Annotated in this window: 13 protein-coding genes and 1 pseudogene; 8 read left to right on the top strand and 6 right to left on the bottom strand. The window is 59.7% G+C overall.

All coding sequences use genetic code 11. The annotated features are described in order from the left end of the window. Nucleotide 1: 1 nt before the first annotated feature. The 6 genes from treS to treZ are packed head-to-tail and all read right to left on the bottom strand — an operon-like array spanning nt 2 to nt 14554. Nucleotides 2-3370, bottom strand: coding sequence for a maltose alpha-D-glucosyltransferase (gene treS / locus CVU69_03230; protein PKN13324.1), 3369 nt, complete (start codon nt 3368-3370; stop codon nt 2-4). A 17-nt stretch (nt 3371-3387) separates the two neighbouring features. Further along, complete coding sequence (locus tag CVU69_03225) at nt 3388-5376, bottom strand: alpha-1,4-glucan--maltose-1-phosphate maltosyltransferase (protein PKN13359.1); 1989 nt, start codon at nt 5374-5376, stop codon at nt 3388-3390. A 7-nt stretch (nt 5377-5383) separates the two neighbouring features. Further along, complete coding sequence (locus tag CVU69_03220; GenBank protein ID PKN13358.1) at nt 5384-7393, bottom strand: 1,4-alpha-glucan branching enzyme; 2010 nt, start codon at nt 7391-7393, stop codon at nt 5384-5386. Further along, nucleotides 7305-10277 carry a malto-oligosyltrehalose synthase gene (locus tag CVU69_03215; protein PKN13323.1) on the bottom strand — a complete coding sequence of 991 codons (2973 nt, stop codon included), beginning with the start codon at nt 10275-10277 and terminating at the stop codon, nt 7305-7307. Before CVU69_03215 ends, CVU69_03220 begins: the two co-directional genes overlap by 89 nt. Beyond that, a complete protein-coding gene (locus CVU69_03210; GenBank protein ID PKN13322.1) occupies nt 10274-12727 on the bottom strand; it encodes a glycoside hydrolase in 2454 nt (817 codons plus the stop codon). Before CVU69_03210 ends, CVU69_03215 begins: the two co-directional genes overlap by 4 nt. A gap of 3 nt (nt 12728-12730) precedes the next feature. Next, nucleotides 12731-14554, bottom strand: coding sequence for a malto-oligosyltrehalose trehalohydrolase (treZ, locus tag CVU69_03205; GenBank protein PKN13321.1), 1824 nt, complete (start codon nt 14552-14554; stop codon nt 12731-12733). A 392-nt stretch (nt 14555-14946) separates the two neighbouring features. Here treZ and CVU69_03200 point away from each other — a divergent pair, with 392 nt between their 5' ends. From CVU69_03200 to CVU69_03165, 8 genes and pseudogenes are all read left to right on the top strand, one after another. Further along, nucleotides 14947-15423: a cation transporter gene (locus CVU69_03200; GenBank protein ID PKN13320.1), complete on the top strand. Its 477-nt coding sequence runs from the start codon at nt 14947-14949 to the stop codon at nt 15421-15423. A 5-nt stretch (nt 15424-15428) separates the two neighbouring features. Further along, complete coding sequence (locus tag CVU69_03195) at nt 15429-15734, top strand: pH regulation protein F (protein ID PKN13319.1); 306 nt, start codon at nt 15429-15431, stop codon at nt 15732-15734. Nucleotide 15735: 1 nt separating this feature from the next. Then, nucleotides 15736-16059: a sodium:proton antiporter gene (locus CVU69_03190; GenBank protein PKN13318.1), complete on the top strand. Its 324-nt coding sequence runs from the start codon at nt 15736-15738 to the stop codon at nt 16057-16059. Next, on the top strand, nt 16056-16301 hold the full coding sequence (locus CVU69_03185; protein ID PKN13317.1) for a cation:proton antiporter: 246 nt from the start codon (nt 16056-16058) through the stop codon (nt 16299-16301). Before CVU69_03190 ends, CVU69_03185 begins: the two co-directional genes overlap by 4 nt. Beyond that, a pseudogene (locus tag CVU69_03180) lies at nt 16298-17043 on the top strand (sodium:proton antiporter). Before CVU69_03185 ends, CVU69_03180 begins: the two are co-directional and overlap by 4 nt. Nucleotide 17044: 1 nt before the next feature. Next, nucleotides 17045-17437 (top strand): NADH-quinone oxidoreductase subunit J, encoded by a 393-nt coding sequence (locus tag CVU69_03175; protein PKN13316.1) that lies wholly within the window; start codon nt 17045-17047, stop codon nt 17435-17437. Next, on the top strand, nt 17434-18924 hold the full coding sequence (locus CVU69_03170; GenBank protein PKN13315.1) for a hypothetical protein: 1491 nt from the start codon (nt 17434-17436) through the stop codon (nt 18922-18924). The genes CVU69_03175 and CVU69_03170 overlap by 4 nt, the downstream gene beginning before the upstream one ends. Nucleotides 18925-18939: 15 nt before the next feature. After that, entirely contained in the window at nt 18940-20409 is a 1470-nt protein-coding gene (locus CVU69_03165; protein PKN13314.1) for a cation:proton antiporter, read from the top strand. The last annotated feature ends 197 nt before the right edge of the window (nt 20410-20606 follow it).

Below are 20606 nucleotides of genomic sequence, written 5' to 3'. Positions count from 1 at the left end.
GTCAGTCTCCTTTTGAGTCCATCCCCTTCACGGCTCCACTCTCCGCGGAGAGGCCGCACAGCGTCAGCACGCCTTGCAGTGGAACATCGATCCAACCCGGCCGGTTGCTGATCTCGTAACGCAGTTCGTACAAGGCCTTTTCCAGTTCAAAGAGCGCGATCAGCCCCTGCACTTCCGCAAAGTCTCCGAACAGACCGCTATCGCAGGTACTTTCATCGTAGGCGCGCAGGAAGATCTCACGAACTTCACGGACCCAACCGCGCGCGAGGGGCGCGAGCCGGGCCTGATCCGCATCACTGTAGGTGCCCTGCAACAGGGCGCTCCAACGGGCGTAATCGAAGGAGCGCAGCATCCCGGCGACGTCACGCAGGGAGGAGTGTTTCATGCGGCGCTCGCTCAAAGGGCGCGCCGGCTCGCCTTCGAAGTCGATGATAATGAAATCGTTACTGCTCACCAGGACCTGGCCGAGATGGTAATCACCGTGATAGCGGGTCTTGAGGCAGGGGCCGGCGGGGATAGCGCAAGCGGCGATCCGCGCGAGGAGCCGTTGCTGTTCTTTTAACAGTTTAAGGGCATTGGCCCGCGCCGGAGCCGGGAACTCGGTCTGACGTTGTTCGAGCAGCACCAGGGTGGCGAGAGCCTCGTCCTGCACCCGCTGCTGCCAGCGGGCAAGGTCGCCGGATGCCAACGGCTCCGGATCGAAGGCCGGGTCACCGGTCTGGAGCGAGAGGGCCTTGTGCAGCTCGGCGGTGCGGGTGCCGAGAGTATGGACCAGCGACAGGTAGGCACCGTGGATATCTAACGGCGGGTCCTCGGCTACAGCGAGTTGCTCTTCGAAAAAGCGGTCGAGGTAGTCGATCGTGTACGACCAACCGTCCCCCTGGTTGGCAACCTGCCCCTGCAGCAGGACCAGGCTGGTCGGGGTGCCGTCCGCAGCGATATATTCCATCCCTCCCACCACCGGCACACAGTTGGCAAAGCGGGCCACTTCGGTCAAAAATCGTCCCACCTCGAATTCCGGATTCACGCCAGCGCGCAGCTGCCGATAGCCCTTGAGGAAGAGGCTCTCTCCGAGGGTGACCACGGTATTGCTCCCCTGGAACTTCGGACGGCCGATCGGCAACTTGGCGAGGAGCTCAGCAGAGAGGCTGGCGCCGGCGGAGGTCGGGGTAAAGCGCAGCTGGCCGTGGTTGCAGGGGACGACACTGCCAGTGGCGATTGCCTCGACCAGCGCGCGACAAAATCCTTCGTCGGCAAAAGCATCGGCAACGATGCCGACCTGCGATTGCTGGCGCACCCGTGCCAGGGTCGCGGCGGCGAGGGCGCGCACCTGTTCTTCGTCGCTATCCCCCCAAGCGAGGGCCATCGGCAGGAAATAGGCACTCTGTCCCGCAGCCGTCTCGACCTGCAACAGCGCCATCAGCCACGAAGATTGCTCCGGGCCCCACAGGCCCCAATCGCTCAAGGCGGCGCGCTTGATCGGCACCCCTTTGGCGGCATACCAGCGCTGGGTGGCGATGTAGTGCGGCAGGGTCTCCGTCTCAAGCTGGCTGCGCAATTTCTCTGCCATGCGCATGCGCCACGGCACGACACGTTCGCGGAAGAGACTGGTCCAACCGTCAAAGAGGACCAGCACCGGCAACTCTTCGGGGGCCAGGCGCTCTTCGTGCCAGCGCGGTACCTCGACGTCGACGGCGAGGCGGAACCAGTAGAAGCCGCAGGCCGGGAGGGTGAGGAGGTAGGGGAGTTCGCCAATGGGAGGGAAAGCGGTGCGCCCCATCATCTCCAGCGGGACGCGACCGCGATAGGGTGCCAGATCGAGTTCGACCGGTTGTGCCGAGCGGCCGAGATTGGCGACGCAGAGGATCGTCTCCTCCTTGTACTCGCGCAGATAAGCGAGGATTTTGCGGTTGCCGGGATTGAGAAAAATGAGGCGTCCACGCCCGAAAGCCTTGCTGCTCTTGCGCACCGTAAGCATACGCCGCATCCAGTTCAGGAGGGAAGAATGGTCTCGGCTCTGGGCCTCGACGTTGATCGCTTCGTAGCCGTAGACCGGGTCCATGATCGGCGGCAGATAGAGTCGTTGCGGGTCGGCCCGCGAGAAACCGGCATTGCGATCCGGGCTCCATTGCATCGGCGTGCGCACGCCGTTGCGGTCACCGAGGAAGATATTGTCCCCCATGCCGATCTCATCGCCGTAGTAGATAATCGGCGAACCCGGCATCGACAGGAGCAAGCTGTTCATCAGCTTGATCCGTTCACGGTCGTTCTCCATCAGCGGCGCCAGGCGCCGGCGGATGCCGAGGTTGATGCGGGCACGCGGGTCGGCAGCGTACATCTTGTACATGTAGTCGCGCTCTTTGCTGGTCACCATCTCCAGGGTGAGTTCGTCGTGATTACGCAGAAAGATCGCCCACTGACAGTTCTCGGGGATCTCCGGCGTCTGCTGCATAATCTCGACGACGGGGTGGCGGTCTTCCTGCGCCATCGCCATATAGATACGCGGCATCAACGGAAAGTGGTAGGCCATGTGACACTCGTCCCCCTCGCCGAAGTATTCGCGCACGTCCTCGGGCCACTGGTTCGCCTCGGCGAGGAGGAGGCGGTTGGGGTAGTGGGCGTCGACCTGGGCGCGGAGCTGGCGGATCACCTCGTGCGTCTCGGGGAGGTTCTCGTTGCTCGTCCCCTCGCGCACGCAGAGGTAGGGGATGGCGTCGAGACGGAAGCCGTCGACGCCCATGTCGAGCCAGAAGCGCATGACACGAAAGATCGCCTTCAACACCTTGGGGTTGTTGTAGTTGAGATCGGGCTGGTGGCTGAAGAAGCGGTGCCAGTAGTACGCCTTGGCAATCGGGTCCCAAGCCCAGTTGGAGGCTTCGGTGTCGCTGAAGATGATGCGCGTACTGGCAAATTTCTGGTCGTTATCGCTCCAGACGTAGTAATTGCGCTTGGAGGACCCGGCCGGGGCCCGGCGCGCCGCCTGAAACCAGGCGTGCTGGTCCGAGGTGTGATTGACCACCAGCTCGGTGATCACCCGCAGGCCGCGGCGGTGCGCCTCACGCATGAGGATGCGCAGATCGTTGCGGGTGCCGTACTGTTCGTGGACGTTGCGATAGTCGGCAACGTCGTAGCCGTCATCCTTCATCGGCGACGGGTAGAACGGGAGGAGCCAGAGGGTATTCACGCCAAGGTCACGCACGTAATCGAGTTTTTCGATGAGTCCGGGGAAATCCCCCGTCCCGTCGTCGTTCGAATCAAAGAAGGCCTTGACGTGCAGTTGGTAGACGACCGCGTCCTTGTACCAGAATGCGTCGCCCGGCGTGTCCTGCTGTTGCGCTTCGTCAGTAGAGAGATCTTTCGGTCTATCCATCGTTCACTCCGTATCCGTTACAGGAAATAATCGAAATTACGCTCGGTCCGCACCTTGCGGCGCAGCGCGAAGAGATGGGCCGGCGCCCGCTGCGGATCGATCTGGACGAAATTGCGCGGCCCGCTCCAGAGAAACCGGGCGCTGGAGAGGAGATCGTGCATCTGGTAGGTCGTATGCGGATCGATGCCGAGGGCCTCCAGATCGAGCTCGACCCAGCCGGACTGGATATGGTGCGGGTCGAGATTCACCACCACCACGACCAGGTTCTTCTCCCCGGCATGCGACTTGGCATAACAGAGCAGATTGTCATTATCGACCGGGAAGAAGCGCAGCGAGGCATCGGACTGGAGTGCCGGGTTGTCGCGGCGGGCGCGGTTGACGCGGGCAATCACATCCGCCAGGCTCTGCGGTGCCTGCCGGTTCCAGGTGCGGAGCTGATACTTTTCGCTGTCGAGGTAATCCTCGCTGCCGGGGGTATGCGGGGCGTCTTCGAGGAGCTCGTAGGCCGGCCCGTAAATGCCGTAGTTCGCCGCCAGCGTCGCCGCCAGGACCAGGCGGATGATGAAGGCGGGACGCCCGCCGAACTGCAGATACTCGTTGAGAATATCCGGGGTATTCGGCCAGGCGTTGGGCCGGAAGTATTCGCGCCCCGGCCCCTGGGTGAGTTCGGTGAAGTATTCGACCAGTTCGTGTTTGGAATTGCGCCAGGTGAAGTAGGTGTAAGACTGGCTGAAGCCGAGTTTGGCAAGGCGGTGCATGACCTTGGCGCGGGTGAAGGCCTCGGCGAGGAAGATCGCATCCGGATAGTCGCGCTTGAGCTCGGCGATGGCCCATTCCCAGAAGGGAAAGGGCTTGGTGTGCGGGTTGTCGATGCGGAAGATCCGCACCCCTTCTTCAGCCCAGAAACGGATCACGTCGGCGAGCTCCTGCCACAGTTCGCGCCACTCCTCTGATTCGAATTCGAAGGGGAAGATATCCTGATACTTCTTCGGCGGGTTCTCGGCGTACTGGACCGTGCCGTCGGGACGCCATCGGAACCACTCCGGATGCGCCTCGACGTAGGGGTGATCCGGCGCACACTGGAAGGCAATATCCAGAGCCAGCTCCATGTCATGGCTGTGGACGCTGGCCAGCAGCTGCCGGAAGTCGGCCATCGTCCCCAGTTCACTGTGCAGCGCCTTGTGGCCCCCTTCACGGGAGCCGATGGCCCACGGGCTGCCGACGTCGCCGGGCCAGGCGACCAGGGCGTTGTTCTCGCCCTTGCGGTTGACGCGCCCGATCGGATGGATGGGGGGGAAGTAGAGGACGTCGAACCCCATCCTGGCGATGGCGGGGAGGTGCGCCTCACAATCTTGGAAGGTGCCGTGTTCTCCCGGCTCGGGCGCGGCCGAACGGGGGAACATCTCGTACCAGGCCGAGAAGCGGGCGCGCGCGCGGTCGACCACCAGCGGATACTCGATAGGGTCAGTGCTGGCGAGGCGTCGGTCGGGAAAGCGCCGGGCCAAGGCAGTGAGCTCTGCGTCGACCCCGCAGGCCTTGAGTTCCCGCGCATCGCGTAGCGTGCGGAGTTGCCGGGCCCAGGAGTGCAATGCTTTACGGTCCTCTCCTTGCGCGCGGGCGGCGGCGTTTTCAATATGTCCCGCCCCGACCAGGGCAGCAAGGCGCAGATCCTCGGCATCGATACGCCGGACAAAATCATGGCGCCAGGACAGGAAGTGATCGACCCAGGCGGTGACCGTGTAACGGTAGCGCCCGATGTCCCCGGCGGTAAAAGTGCCGCGCCAGCGATCATTGCCGAGGGGGGCCATGGGGGTTTCCTGCCAGGTTGTTTCGTCCTCACGGCGCCACAAAAGGAGACAGTCAAGCGTATCATGGCCATCAGTGAAACAATCGGCCTCGACGACAACGTCGTCACCGACGATCCGTTTGACGGCAAAGCGGCCGCCGTCCACCACCGGGGTGACGCATTCGATCACCGCTCGCCGCCGTCCGTCGCTGACCGGCATTTCCGTTTCAGTCATCTGTCCCCTCCTTCTTGAACATGAGGATGGCAAGGGGCGGCAGCGTCAGCACCAGGGAGTGGTAGCGACCTTGCACCGCGACCGGCGCCGCCTCGACGCCGCCAAGGTTGCCGATGCCGCTGCCGCCGTAGAGCGGCGCATCGCTGTTGGCAATTTCTCGCCAATACCCACCGTCCGGAACCCCGACAATATAGTTGGTACGCGGAATGGGCGTGAAGTTGCAGACCACGAGGATCGGCGCGCCTTCCCCTTGCGGCAGGCGCAGGAAGGTCAAGACACTCTGTTCGCTGTCATTGCAATCCACCCAGGCAAAACCGGACTGGTCAAAATCGCGTTGATAAAGGGCGGGTTCGGCGCGGTAAAGCCGGTTCAGATCGCTCACCCAGCGCTGCAGACCGGCGTGCTCGGGAGTCTGGAGCAGATGCCACTCCAGGCTCCCTTCGTGCGTCCATTCGCTGCGCTGGCCGAATTCACACCCCATAAAGAGGAGTTTCTTGCCAGGGTGCCCCCACATATAACCGTAGAGCAAACGCAGATTGGCGAACTGACGCCAGGGATCGCCCGGCATCTTGTTGAGCAGTGAGCCTTTCCCGTAGACGACTTCATCGTGCGAGAGGGGAAGGAGGAAATTCTCGAAAAAGGCGTACCAGATCGAAAAAGTGAGTTGGCTATGGTGATACTTGCGGTGGATCGGATCCTGGCTCATGTACTTGAGGGCGTCGTGCATCCAGCCCATATTCCACTTCAGCCCGAAGCCGAGGCCGCCGAGATAGACCGGCCGTGACACCATCGGCCAGGAGGTCGATTCCTCGGCCATGGTCTGCACGTCGGGATGTTCGCGATAGACCGCCTGGTTGAGCAGGCGCAGGAACTCGACGGCCTCGATGTTCTCCCGGCCGCCGTAACGGTTCGGCACCCACTCGTCAGGCTGACGGCCATAATCGAGATAAAGCATCGAGGCGACACCATCGACGCGCAGCCCATCGACGTGATAACGATCCAGCCAGAACAAAGCGCTGGAAATCAGAAAACCGCCCACTTCGTTGCGGCCGTAATTGAAGACCTGGCTGGTCCATTCCGGGTGAAAGCCCTGTTTCGGATCGGCGTGTTCATAAAGGGCGGTGCCGTCGAAGTAGACCAGCCCGTGTTCGTCGCTGGGGAAATGCGACGGGACCCAGTCGAGGATGACACCGATGCCGTGCTGGTGCAGGGTATCGACGAGGTGCATGAAATCTTCCGGATCACCGTAACGGGCCGTCGGGGCAAAGTAGCCGGTGGTCTGATACCCCCAGGAACCGAAAAAGGGGTGTTCGGTGACTGGCATCAGTTCAACATGGGTGAATCCCATTTCGCGCACATACTCGGCGAGGGGTTGCGCAATCTCACGATAGTTGAGAAAACGGTTGGCCTCCTCGGGCACCCGCCGCCACGAGCCGAGATGCACTTCATAGATCGACAGCGGCGCATCGAGGGCATTGGCGCTGCTCCGCGTCGCCATCCACGCCGCATCGTTCCATTCGTAGTTGAACCTCCAGGCGCGGGAACCGGTTCGCGGCGGCGCTTCGGCACAAAAAGCGAAGGGGTCGGCCTTCTCCACCTGATAACCGCCCTGGCGGGAGGTGATGAAATATTTGTAGGCCTGCCCCTGACTGACACCCGGCACAAATCCGGACCAGATCCCCGAACCGTCTTCCCGCATCCGGAGCGGATGGGCCCCCCTTTTCCAGCCGTTCCAATCACCGACCACCGAGACACGCCGGGCGTTGGGCGCCCACACCGAGAAATGCGCGCCTCCAGCACCGTCGTACTCGACCAGCTGGCAGCCGAACTTTTCGTGCAGCCGGGAATGGGTCCCTTCCTTGAAGAGATAGATATCGTGTTCCGTCAACACCGCGACGTCTCCTTTCACTTTGTCAGGGGCTGCGATCAAGCCGTTCGAGCAAGGCCACCGGATAATTGGCGAGGACTTCAGCCAAAAGCAGGTTCCACCCCCCCTCCCCATCTACGGCATGGAGGATCTCGCCGGTGAGGAGGTTTCGGTAGCTGGCGGCAGAACTCTCGGGGGAAAGGAGGATTTGCGTTCCCTGCCAAATCTTTTCTCCGAGGGGAAGGCCTTGCTCGTCGGCCAGTAAATGACTGCAACAGAGGGGGACCACCACCAGAAAAGCGCTATCGCTCGAGGCGCGCTCAAAGGCACAGACATGATCCTGGCACGGACCCTCCACGACGAGCGGCAGATAGCGCCCCGTTTCAAAGAGCTCACGGTTGGCACGGCGAAAATTGAGGGCCTTGCAGGTCAGGTGCAGCTTGATACGGCCGTCGCGGCGGCTGGCAACGACATCCCGGGCTGTGGCCAGGGGGCCTTCCTCTTCTTCTTTGCGCAGCAACTCATCAAGGAGCCTTCTTCGTAAAGCATAATCGACAAAACGGCGATTGTCGGGGTCGACAAGGCTGAAATCCCACAATTCGTTCCCCTGATAGACATCAGGGATCCCCGGCGAGCAGATCTTGAGGAGGGTCTGCGCCAATCCATTGAAGATGCCGCAGGCAGCGGTCAGGCGCTGAAAGGAGGAAAAATCCGTTAGGAATTTATTCTTTCTGGAGACTTTCAGTATCCTGTCGATAAAGGTCAGGAGCGCCTCTTCATAGGGAAGATTGGGGCTGATCCAGCTGGTGTTGACCTTGGCTTCGCGCAGAGCCTTGAGCATATAGTCCTTCATGCGGGTGCGGAAACCTGCGAATTCCGGATCATCCGGAGGGCAGAAGGGCCAGGTGCCGATCAGGGTCTGGTAAAGAAAGTATTCTTCATTGCGTCCCGGCACCAGCTTGCCGTCGATCATCTCCTTGAGTTTACGGTTATGCCGGCTCCAGCGGTAAAGCCCTTCCCGCCACAGCTCCGGCATCTCGGTGAGGACGTTGATCCGCGCCCGCACATCCTCGCTCCGCTTGGTGTCATGGGTCGAGGAGGCGAGCATCGCCAAGGGACGACTCTTGCTGCGTTCGATATTCTGCCCGTGAAAGGTCTCGACGGTTATGCCGAAGCGCTCCGGACTGCCGCCGACCTCGTTGAGGGAGAGGAGGCGATTGCAAACGTAAAAGGCGGTATCCTCGACCCCTTTGGCCATGACCGGGCCGGTGATCTGTTGAAAACGCTTGACGAAATCGAGCCAGACCTGCCGGTAGTCCTCATTCATCGTCTCCGGGAAGCGCAACAGGAGGACATCGCGGATGAAATCGAAGACCGAGGCGCTGATCGCCGGATTCTGACGTTTGGCCCGACTGACCGACGACTCGATGTAAAGGCGATCCCGCTCCGCGACCTCGTAGTTGTTGATGTAGGTCCGGTAGACGGGAAAACAGGCGATCACCTCGATGATCGACTTGATCAGACTGTTGAGGGTGAAGTCGCGGGTATGACGGTTCTGTTCGGAGATCCGGTTCAAATAGTGGCCAAGGGTATTGATCTCACTCGACATGGTGACCTGCATGACCAGTTTTTTGCACTCGTAGGCTACACTAGGGAAGTCGATGCGCTGCTGAACAAAGCGGCTGTAGAGTCGTTCAAAGACTTTGGCCTGGCCGGTCTCGACGAAGAGGCCATTGACCTGGTTGGCAAAATCGTAACCGGTCGTCCCATAGACCGGCCAGCTCTCCGGCAGCTTCTCGGATTTCAGCAGGATCTTTTCGCCGAGGATGTAAAAAGGCTTGTAAGCAGGGTCGCCGGCCAGAATTTGCCCATACCTCCCGCGAATCGTGGCCTCCTCCTCTTTGCTCTCAGCGCCGGTGGTCTCGCCATAGAGGTGCAGAAAACAGCTCGATTGCAGCCGCTTGATATAGTCTTCCGGATCGCACAGACCATCGGCATGGTCAATCCGCAGGCCGTTGATCTTGCCGCTTGCAATCAGATCGAAGACCAGGCGATGGGTCGCAGCGAAGACGACCGGATCCTCGACGCGAATGGCGCCGAGGGAGTTGATGTCGAAGAAGCGGCGGTAGTTGATCTCCTCGGTGGCGACTCGCCAGTGGGAGATGCGATAGACCTGCTCGCCGAGGAGAGCGTCGAGGAGATCGAAAGTGCGGGGATCACCCTTACTGCCGTTGAAGGCGATGACATTGCCGTCAATAAAAGCCCTGATGACGCTACTCTCCTGATACAGGGTCCAGAGCCGCCGCTTGACGACCTCCTTCTCCCGGTAGCGCTCCGTGATGCGCTCGGGAAGCTGTTCGGTGGTGGGGGGGAGGTGCTTGAGGGCGGTGACGATGCTCATCAGCTCCTGAAACTCGTGGACATCGCTCGACAGCTCCGCCTCCAAAGCATCGAGTTCCAGGGTCAGGACATTGCTGTAGGACTTGGGGATTATCGGAAATTTGTGTTCAAAGTAGTAAACGAAGAAAGATCCTTCTTCAAAAGCCAGATGCAGCTCGCCGTTTTCGAGGATGGTTCCGTACTGCTCGCCGAGGATGGGGATGAGAATTTTGTTTTCCAACTCCTGCTTGACCGGGTGCCAATCGATATCGAAGAAGTTCGCATAGGGGGAACTTGGGCCATTCTCGAGGACGTCGAGCCAGAAGTCATTCTGCCCTTCGATACACATGTGGTTAGGGACGATATCGAGAATCTGTCCCATATCAAAGCGATGCAGCGTGGCGACCAGCGCTTCGTACTCATCGGGGCTGCCGATCTCGGGATTAAGGCTGTTCTGGTCAAGAATATCGTAACCGTGCTGGCTCCCTGTCCGCGCTTTGAAGTAGGGGGAAGCGTAGAGATCGCTGATCCCGAGGGCATGCAGATAGGGGATGATCTGCTGCGCATCGCTGAAGCGAAAATCAGCATTGAACTGCAGCCGGTAGGTTGAGACCGGTATCCTTAGACCCTGACCATTCATAGCTCTCCCCTGGATGTCAGATCTACCCCGACATTAAAATGGAGCAGTCCCCCGAGTTTGCGGAGGAATTCAACCCCGGCGGTACCAGGCCTCGCGGTCTCTCCGGCGTGAGGGCTGAAGTCGATGCCGCGGGAACGGATTAAATCCCAGTACTGGTTCTGCACCTCCCAGAGATTCACCTCGATGGAGAGGTGCGCAATCGCCTCTAGCAATTGACTCACATCCGTCTGGCGTTGTGGGCTCTCCGGCTCTTCCTGCAGGGCATCCATGGCCCTCTCCAATCGACGGCGAACGATAAACTCCAGGGCCACCTTGTCGACGCCGACCTTCCAGATGCCGATCTCGTCGATTGTCTCCTGCAGCCTTGTCATGTCGACAGCCTCGGCGGTGAAGAGCTTTTGCAGTTGCAAATTCAGGGAGGTCTCGGCCGTGGTCATAAAACGGTGCGGTACCGGCATACCGGTTTCGCGCAAAAACCCGGCGAGGCTGCGGCTTTTGTCGTAGAGATCGCTGAATTTTATTTCAAACTCCTGCAAGGTTGCAGCAATGATGTGCTTAAGGATCTGCCGCTGCTCATCGCGAAAAAGGTTGCGCAGGGAGTAACTGTGCCGGCCGAAATGACCGTCCATCCGCCGGATGATCTTGGCGACATCACCGTCATTGAAGGCAGCGACGATCTCCCTCTTCATGCCCAGATAAGCTCTTTCACCAAGGAAGGACCGGACACCGCTGTTCAGGGCATGACCGCCGTGATAGAGGGTACAGAAACTGATCCGGTCGGCCTGATGAGTGATGGTCGAGCGGATGAAGACCCTGCCGATCGCCAGTCGCATCTCTCCGGCGGAGATAAGGAGGAAGTCCTCCCGCAAGGTATGATAACTGAAGATGCCGGTCTCCTTGCTGTACTCCTCAAAGACCGAGCTGACGGCGTAGTGTGCCCCGACCTTGATCAAGTCGATCATCGCCGGCTTGATCGATTTCTTGTAGATCTTCGCTCCGTCCCCATGGACACGCAGGTTGCTTTTAGCCAGCGCCAGCCGGTTCAGAAAGGGGCCTTCGATCGGCTGTGACGAGTACTTCCCGGCCAACTGGATGGCCCGGCCGGCATACTGGATGATCTGCACTGTTTCCAGCCCCGAGAGTTCATCAAAAAACCAGCCGCAGCTGGTGAACATGAGCAGGGCGTGGCGCTGCATCTCAAGCAGACAAAGGGCGTCGACCGCAGCTTCTTCTCCCAGAGACGGCGGCATATGCCGCTGCAAAAAGGCGGCAACATTCTCCGGGGAGCGGTTCAATATGACGTCAATATAATCATCCCGCGCCTTCCAGGGCTCCTTCAGCACCCCGGCTGCTCCCCGTTCATAAGCATCGGCCAGTTCACCGCCGAGCCAGTCGAGGGCCTCGCGCAACGGCTGCCGCCACTGCTGGTTCCAGCCACTGCCCCCCCCCGAGTTGCATCCGCAATGACGACGCCAGCGCTCGACACCGTGACTGCAGCTCCAGGAGCTCTTTTCGACAATCTGGACCTCCATGGTGGGAGGATTCAGCTCCAGATACTCGCCGTAGTTGGTCAGCCGCGCCAAATTATTAGTTTTGATATGATGCAGGGCATGGCCGAGCGCCATCTCGCCGAAGCGGTGATGATGGCCGTAGGTCTCGCCATCGGTGGCGATGTGGACGAGTTGGGAATGTTTGCGCTGGGCTGCAAAGCCGGTCAACAGCCGGGCGGCAAATTGTTCACCGCTGCTCAGCAGCTTCTCGAAGGCGACGGCCTGTGAGATCGGTCCATCGTAGAAGAAGAGGGTGATGCTCCGCCCGGAGGGGAGACGGCAGAGGTAGGCCTGGGAAGGGTCGATGCGGGCGCCGTTGACCTCCTGCCATTTGCCGCTGCCGATCTTGCGCACCGCCGCTGCCTGATGCGGAGCAAGGATCGTGAAACGGATCTCCGCAGCGGCCAGCACCTCGAGAGTCTCTGTATCGACGGCGGTCTCCGCCAGCCACATCCCTTCGGGGAAGCGTTGAAAGCGCGCTTCAAAATCCTTGATCCCCCAGCGCACCTGTGTCTCTTTGTCGCGCCGGCTGGCGAGAGGCATAATGATGTGGTTGTAGACCTGGGCCAGGGCAGCGCCATGCCCGGAACGCCAGTGGCGGCTCTGCCGGTCGGCGGCGAGAATCGCCTGATAGGTTGCGGGCGCAAACTTTTCCATCCAGGAAAGGAGGGTCGCACCGAAGTTGAAGCTGATCGAAGCATAGTTATTGATGATCCCCCGGATCCGCCCTTCATGATCAAGGGTGCGGGACGCGGTATTGGGGGCATAGCACTCAGCGGTGATCCGCTCATTCCAGTCATGATAAGGATAAGCCGAATCCTGGATTTCAATCGCCTCCAGCCAGGGGTTCTCGCGGGGGGGCTGATAAAAGTGGCCATGGATGCAGAGGAATCGTTCCATAATCTAGTCCTTTCGGTAGACGCTGACACCAAAGGGGGGGAGCGCCGGAAAGGTTTCAGGTCGGGCGGCATCGACCGTGATGCCCCTGCCCGGCAACACGGCACCGGCAGAATCGAAAAGAAGGGTAAGAGTCCCCATCGCCAGGGGGGGAGCGACAAGACGCGGCCGCTCACTATAGTTGAAGAGACAAAGGATCTGCTCGTCGCCAGCGCTACGGGTGATGGCCAGCAGCTGTTCCTCCTCGCCGGCAACAATCTCCATCCCCTCCCGGTCGAGCTTGGCAAGAGGCCGGCACTCCTTGCGCAGTCGGATCAGCTCACCATAGAAATCGAAGAGTGCCCGCTGCTCCCCCTGCCGGCGCTGTTCCGGATCGACTTTTGCCGACAGGAAAGTGCTTTCGGCCTGCGGATCGGGAGGGTGACCCTGCCACGCAAACTGGAGAAATTCATCATTCCGTCCCTGCCGGACCGCCGCGACCAGCTCCGCATCACCATGACTGATGAAATAAGGGAAGGGAGCTCTCTCCGCGTACTCTTCGCCCATAAAGAGGAGGGGGAGGTAAGGGGAAAGCAAGACCGTGGCGGCGGCAAGTTTCAGCTGCGGCGGAGACAGATGTTCACTGAGCCGCTCGCCGCGCATGCGGTTCCCCACCTGGTCATGGTTCTGGGCAAAGACCAGCAGCTGGCGGGGGGGGATCTCCGCCGAAGAGGCGCCATGGCGGCGGCGCCGATAGGAGGAATAATCGCCGGCCATCACAAATCCGGCGCGGAAACTCTTGACGAGCGGGGAAAATCCACCAAAGTCGCGGAAATATCCGGAACGGTCGCCGGTTAAGAGGGTGCGGAGAGCATGATGGAAGTCATCACACCACTGGGCATCGAGGCCGTAGCCCCCGTGCCGGCGATCGATGACCAGCCGGGGATCGTTGAGATCGCTTTCGGCGATGACATAAGCCGGGCGTCCGAGCTCAGCGGCCAGCGCATGCACTGCCTCGGTCAATTCGTCGAGAATGTGGCGGGCGCTGAAGTCGAAGATGCCATGCACCGCATCGAGGCGCAGGCCGTCGAAGTGGTACTCGCGCAGCCAATAACAGGCATTGGCGATAAAGTAGTGGCGCACGCCATCGCTGTCCGCGCCGTCAAAGTTAACCGCATCCCCCCAAGGGGTGCGATAACGGTCGGTAAAGTAGGGGCCGAAGGCGTGCAGGTAGTTCCCTTCCGGGCCGAGATGGTTGTAGACAACATCCAGGAAGACGGCTAACCCCTGTTGATGACAGGCCGCAACCAGACGTTTCAGACCGGCGGGCCCACCGTAACTCTCTTGCGGTGCAAAGGGAAAGACCCCGTCGTAGCCCCAGTTACGTTCGCCGGGAAATTGCGCCACCGGCATGATCTGAAGCGCCGTGACCCCGAGTTCGCGAAGATAAGCAAGGCGGTCGATGGCCGCGTCGAAGGTTCCGGCCGGAGTAAAGGTGCCGATGTGCAGCTCGTAGAAGATGCAAGCGTCAAGGGCGATGCCGGCCCATCCCCCTTCATTCTCAGGGAAAGCCGGATCGATGATGCGGGAAGGGCCATGCACCCCCTGCGGTTGCGAACGCGAAGCCGGATCCGGCCGCCGCAGCGTGTTGTCCAGCCAGTACCAGTAGTCATCGCCGACAGCAGCAACGACGACACCCTGAAAATAGTCGCCATCCCGCTGCAAAACGAATTTCCTGCCAGCGGTCGACAGTATTTCGACCTCGACACAGGTCGCGGCCGGAGCCCAGACCCGAAAGTTGACGCCGCCGGGCACCGGGGTCGCGCCGATGTCGAAGGAAAAGGAACGCATAAACTGAGCCTCCTGCTCTATATGACAAAACTAAAAAACAACGGAAGTCTTTTTCCCGGAGATTAAAGTCTAACGGAGATTTTGTTCTTTTCAACTCCGTAGCGAAAAATCATCACCGACCCCACACAGAACGGTCACAACAGGACACGCCTACCGCCTAAAGCGTATACAACAAATAGCGTTTGATAAAATCCTGAAGACATTTATTCACAATAAATTACATCGCCCGAACGGAGATGAAAAAAGCAAAAACAACCACCGGATTTTCTTGACCCGCAAAGAAAAAGCATGATAAATGGTACGGCGCTGGCGAAAATTGGCTCCCTTTAAACAGGTCAAAAAATAAACAAACATCGTTTCCAATTAATTTACATTCCTCAGCGTGGTCACTTATGAATAAAGTCGTAACCTTCATAGTCATGGCCGGTTTCTGGATCTTGATGTCCGGAATGTTCGATGCCTTCCACCTGAGCCTGGGACTGCTCTGCTGTCTACTGATCGCCTTTCTGTCGGCGGACCTCCTCTTTGGTCCGGAGTTCAAAGTACGTTTCAGCCAAGTACTCGGGATGATCATCTATCTCCCCTGGCTCTTCTGGCAGATCCTGCTGTCCAACCTGCAGGTGGCCTACATCGTCCTGCACCCGCGCATGCTTGAAGTGATCGATCCCCAATTGGTCCGCTTTCGCACCCGCCTCAAAGGCTCCTTTGCCCGGGTGACCCTGGCACAGTCCATCACCCTCACCCCCGGCACCATCACCGTCAACCTAAGCAATGATGAGTTCACCGTCTACGCCCTGACCGCTGCGGCCGCCTCTGATCTGCCGGGCGAGATGGAAGAGCGCCTGATCGCCGCCCTGGAAAAGGACTAACAAAGATGTCCACGGTTTTTCTCGCCGCCGCCATTGCCCTGCTGCTGCTGATCCTACTTTCCCTGATACGGGTCGTGGGAGGGCCGACCGTCCTTGACCGTATCGTCGGAGTCAATGTCATCGGCACCAAAACAACGATTGTTCTGCTGCTGATTGGTCTCCTTTACGGCCAGGTCGGTATGTTCGTCGATATTGCCATTGCTTATGCCTTGCTCAACTTTATCGCCACCCTTGGTGCCACCAAATTCTTCCTGCGGCGTAAAAGTGTTCACCTGCAGGATGAACTGATCAAGGAAAAGGAGGCCGCCTGATATGACCATTCTGGTTTCCGTGCTGCTCATTGCCGGCGTCTTCTTTTTTGCCATCGGTACGATCGGCATCTTGCGCTTTCCCGATTTTTACACCCGATTGCATGCCGCCGGTAAATGCGACACACTGGCGGCCTTCCTGGTGCTGCTGGCTGTGGCCCTCTTTAATCTCCACGACTTCTCTTTTGGTAACCTGCTGGTCAGCCTGAAGATTCTGGCGATCGTCGCCTTCATCTCCATTACCAGTCCGACAGCGACCCACGCCCTCACCAAGGCGGCGCTGGTGGTCGGCGTCGAACCCTGGACCAAGGAGCAGAAACACTCATGATCTGGCAACTCGACCTGTTGATTCTGCTGATGGTCGTCATCTGTGCGATTGCCACCATAACCGTTCGCGACCTGCTCGGGGCGGCCATCGTCTTTGGCGCCTACAGCTTTCTTCTGTGCTTGTTATGGGCAGAGATGGGGGCGGTCGATGTCGCTTTCACCGAGGCAACGGTCGGCGCCGGCATCAGCACCATCCTCTTCATTGCCGCCATCTTCCGCACAACACGAAGGAGTAAGGATTGAAAACCCTGGCCCTGCTGGCGACCATCCTGACCGGCGCCATCCTCCTTTACGGCACGGCTGACTTCGCCCCTTGGGGAGATCCGAAGTCGCCGCCCAACAGCCATCTCTCGACGTACTATATCGAGCAGGCCGTCAAGGAAACCCATGTGCCGAACCTGGTCACCGCCGTTCTCGGCGATTATCGGGGCTATGACACCATGTTCGAACTGGTGGTCATCTATTGCGCCGGCATGGGGGTGGTGGCGGTGTTGCGACGGAGTGATTCATGAAGAGCTTACAGGAACTCGCCAAGGACGACGGTGGCGACAATCTGATTCTGCAGACGACGATCCGCCTGACAGTGCCGTTCATCCAGATCTTTGGCCTCTACGTCATTGTGCACGGGCACTACAGCCCGGGCGGCGGCTTCCAGGGAGGGGTGCTGCTCGGCGCGGCCTTTATTCTCATTGCCCTCGGCTACGACCTGCCGACCAGCAAACGCTACTTCCCGATCCGCACCAACGCCATTCTCGCCAACATCGGTGCATTGATCTATACCGGCATTGCAACTTTATGTGCGCTGCTCGGCGGCTACTTTCTCGACTACAGTATCCTCACCCGCCTGCTCCCCATCGATCCGATTGAGTGGCGCTCGCTCGGTATTTTTCTTGTAGAGGTCGGCGTCGGACTGGGAGTCATGTGCATCATGCTCTCTATTTACTGGGACATGGCCTCCGGCGGCCAGATGGAAGAAGGGCTATAGCATGGAATCGATGCTGGGCGAAGTGGTCGCAAAATACAATTACTGGCTTTATGTCGTGCTGATGATGATCGGCTTCTACGCCATGATCGGCAAACGTAATCTGGTCAAAAAACTGTTGGGGATGAATATCTTCCAAACCGCCATTATTCTCTTCTATGTCTCCATGGGGGCCAAGCGCGGCGGCGGCATCCCGATCCTCGACAAAGAGGCGGCCCTGGCCGGAGCCGTCAAGGTGGCGGAGGTGGTAAATCCCCTGCCGCACGTCCTGATGCTCACCGCCATCGTCGTCTCGGTCAGTGTCACCGGTGTCGCCCTGGCGGTGATGCAACGTATCTACAAGCAATACGGAACCCTGGAAGAAGACGAAATCCTCGACAAGATTGGTCGCTCATGACTAGCAACCTCCCCCTTTATGTTTTAGCGGCCCCTCTGCTGACCGCTTTTTTCGTCAATCTCGCCGGTCGCTTCTGGCGCGGCTCGGTAGCGGTCCTCTCCCTGGGCGCCCTGACCTTTTCCACCATCAGCGCCCTGCTGGTCTTGCAGCAGGTACTGACGCACGGCACCATCCACTACACGGTCGGCGGCTGGCGGGCTCCCTGGGGCATCGAACTGGTCATCGACCCCCTCTCGGCCTTGATGCTGGTGTTGATCGCCGCAGTGGCGCTGTTGGCGACCTTTTCAGCTCTGGCCAGTGCCCGTCAAGAGCTACCCGGACGGGAACATCTCTTCTTCACCCTCTATCTGATCCTCATCGCCGGACTCCTCGGCCTGGTGGTTACCGGCGACGCCTTCAACCTTTATGTCCTGCTGGAGATCACCTCGATCACCACCTACTGCCTGATCGCCATGGGCAAAGGGCGGGCGCCGCTGGCCAGCTTCAACTACATCATCATGGGGACGATCGGCGCCTGCTTCTATCTCCTCGGCGTCGGTTATCTCTACATGCTCACTGGCTCACTGAACATGGCCGACATCCAGAGCATCCTCCCCGGCATGTACGGCTCGATCTCGGTGGCGACGGCCTTTGCCTTCCTGCTGGTCGGCGTCTGGATCAAGATGGCCTTCCTGCCGCTGCACGGCTGGCTGCCGAACGCCTATTCCCTTGCACCCTCCAGCACCAGCGTCCTGATCGCTCCGCTGATGACCAAAGTCTCGGTCTTCCTGATGATCCGCATCATCTTCTCCATCTTCTCCCCGGATTATGCCTTCTTTCAGCACGTCGGCGTACAGCACCTCATCGTCTGGGCCGCAGCCCTGGCGATCCTGATCGCCTCGGGGCTGGCGTTGGCGCAGACTGATCTCAAACGGATGCTGTCCTACATCATCGTCGCCGAAGTCGGCTACATGGTCGGGGGCGTCTGGCTGGCCAACACCCCGGGGATGACCGGAGCGATTCTGCACATCGTCAATGATGCCCTGATGACCCTCTGTCTCTTCCTCGCTGCGTCGGCCATCGTCTTTCGCCTCGGCGACAGCAAACTCGCGTCGATGCAGGGACTTTACCGGCGCATGCCGCTAACCATGGCTGCCTTCACCATCGGTGCCTTTTCGATGATCGGCGTCCCGCCCACGGCCGGCTTCTTCAGCAAGTGGTATCTGATTCTCGGTGGCATACAGGCCGGCCCCTGGGCCTGGATTTACGTGGCCGCCCTGCTGATCAGCAGTCTGGTCAACGCCATTCTCTTCTTTCGTATTATTGAAATCGCTTATTTTCAGGGGGGCGGCGAGCATGGCCATGGTGCCGATATGCCGCGCCAGGAAGCCTGCGCCTGGCAGCTCAGCCCTCTCCTCCTGTCTGCAGTGGCATTGCTGGCCATCGGCCTGGCGGTCGGACCGCTGGTCGAGCACCTGATTATCCCGGCTCTGCCGGCTGGCTTCTAGCGGTCACGAGGAATCATGAATATCATCACTTCATTGTTACCGGTGGCTGCGGTCGGGATTTCATTAATCGGCGCCATCTTCATCATTCTCGCTAATCGCCGCCCGAACCTGCGGGAAAGCGTGACCCTGCTGATCGCCGTCGGCAAGTTCCTGCTGGTCCTGACCATGTTGCCGACCGTGCTGGCCGGCGACGGGTTTGTCTTCACCCTGGCCGAACTGATCCCGGGTGTCCCCTTTCAGCTGCGGGTCGACGCGATGGGGATGTTCTTCGCCCTGGTCGCCTCTTTCCTGTGGATCTGCACCTCTATTTACTCCATCGGCTACATGCGGGCGCTGCAGGAGCATGACCAGACCCGTTATTATGCCTCCTTTGCGGTCGCGATCTCCGCCACCATCGGTGTCGCCTTCTCCGCCAACCTGCTCACCCTTTATCTCTTTTACGAGATGCTCTCCCTCTCCACCTATCCGCTCGTGACGCATGAGCGCAACGCCGAGGCGAAGGTCTCCGGGCGCAAGTACCTCACCTATATCCTCGGCACCTCCATCGGCTTTGCCCTGCCGGCCATGCTCATCGTCTACGCCATCGCCGGCACCCTTGACTTCACCTCCGGGGGGATCCTGAGTGGCACCGGGGTAGCGCCGGGGACCGTCGCCCTCCTGCTCGTCCTCTTTGTCGCCGGTTTCGCCAAGGCTGGGATCATGCCCTTCCACGGCTGGCTGCCGGCGGCGATGGTCGCCCCGACCCCGGTCAGCAGCTTTCTCCATGGCGTCGCCGTTGTCAAGGTCGGGGTCTTCTCGATTTTGCGCGTAATCTTCGACATCCTCGGCCCGGATCTGCTGCGCTCCCTCGATCTCGGCATCGCCCTGACCTACTTTGTCTCTGTGACCATCCTCGCCGCCTCGCTGATCGCCCTGACTCAGGACAACCTCAAGCGGCGTCTGGCCTATTCGACCATCGGCCAACTCTCCTACATGATCCTCGGCGCCGGCATGCTCTCGGCGGCGGGAATGACCGGGGGATTGCTGCACATCGCCATGCACGCCTTTGGCAAGATCACTCTCTTCTTTTGTGCCGGTGCCATCTATGTCGCCAGCCATAAAAAGTACATCAGCGAAATGGATGGCCTCGGCCGGAAGATGCCGATCACCTATTTTGCTTTCTTTCTCGGCTCTCTCAGCATCATCGGTATGCCGCCACTCGGTGGGTTCCTCAGCAAGTGGCAACTGGTGATCGGAGCGGTGCAGGCCGACCAACTGGTTCTGGTGGCGGTGCTGCTGATCAGTTCCCTGCTCAATGCCGCGTACTTCTTCCCGTTTGTTTACCGCGGCTTCTTTGCCCCGGCGAAAAGCGGCGACGAGGGTGAAGGCATTCAGGAAGCGCCCCTTTGGTGCCTTGTCCCGCTGACGATCACGGCCCTCGGCTCGCTGCTCCTCTTCTTTTATCCCGGCACTTTCTTGCGCCTGATTCAGCTCGCCCTTTCATAAGTCGCGACGCCAGGAAAACGACCATGAGCGATCATCAACACGAAGAAAAGATGATTCTGGATCATGAACCGGTGCCGGGTTACCTGCCGGCCTTTCTCATCATCTTTACACTCGGAACCCTCTACCTCGCGTGGATTCTTTTCGACACTCTGTAGGAGTCGGCAATGCCAGTATCCCCGAATAATCCGCCGCCGGCG

The organism is Deltaproteobacteria bacterium HGW-Deltaproteobacteria-4, assembly GCA_002841765.1.
In the GTDB taxonomy this organism is placed as follows: Bacteria; Desulfobacterota; Desulfuromonadia; order Desulfuromonadales; family UBA2197; genus UBA2197.
This window is presented reverse-complemented; position numbering and strand designations above follow the sequence as displayed.

Bases quoted from the DNA above. Each gene is read 5' to 3' on its own strand.
- treS (PKN13324.1), bottom strand. From the start codon at position 3,370: ATGGATAGACCGAAAGATCTCTCTACTGACGAAGCGCAACAGCAGGAC.
- CVU69_03225 (PKN13359.1), bottom strand. From the start codon at position 5,376: ATGCCGGTCAGCGACGGACGGCGGCGAGCGGTGATCGAATGCGTCACC.
- CVU69_03170 (PKN13315.1), top strand. From the start codon at position 17,434: ATGACTAGCAACCTCCCCCTTTATGTTTTAGCGGCCCCTCTGCTGACC.
- CVU69_03210 (PKN13322.1), bottom strand. From the start codon at position 12,727: ATGGAACGATTCCTCTGCATCCATGGCCACTTTTATCAGCCCCCCCGC.
- CVU69_03175 (PKN13316.1), top strand. From the start codon at position 17,045: ATGGAATCGATGCTGGGCGAAGTGGTCGCAAAATACAATTACTGGCTT.
- CVU69_03215 (PKN13323.1), bottom strand. From the start codon at position 10,277: ATGAATGGTCAGGGTCTAAGGATACCGGTCTCAACCTACCGGCTGCAG.
- CVU69_03220 (PKN13358.1), bottom strand. From the start codon at position 7,393: ATGGGGAGGGGGGGTGGAACCTGCTTTTGGCTGAAGTCCTCGCCAATT.
- CVU69_03200 (PKN13320.1), top strand. From the start codon at position 14,947: ATGAATAAAGTCGTAACCTTCATAGTCATGGCCGGTTTCTGGATCTTG.
- CVU69_03185 (PKN13317.1), top strand. From the start codon at position 16,056: ATGATCTGGCAACTCGACCTGTTGATTCTGCTGATGGTCGTCATCTGT.
- CVU69_03190 (PKN13318.1), top strand. From the start codon at position 15,736: ATGACCATTCTGGTTTCCGTGCTGCTCATTGCCGGCGTCTTCTTTTTT.
- treZ (PKN13321.1), bottom strand. From the start codon at position 14,554: ATGCGTTCCTTTTCCTTCGACATCGGCGCGACCCCGGTGCCCGGCGGC.
- CVU69_03165 (PKN13314.1), top strand. From the start codon at position 18,940: ATGAATATCATCACTTCATTGTTACCGGTGGCTGCGGTCGGGATTTCA.
- CVU69_03195 (PKN13319.1), top strand. From the start codon at position 15,429: ATGTCCACGGTTTTTCTCGCCGCCGCCATTGCCCTGCTGCTGCTGATC.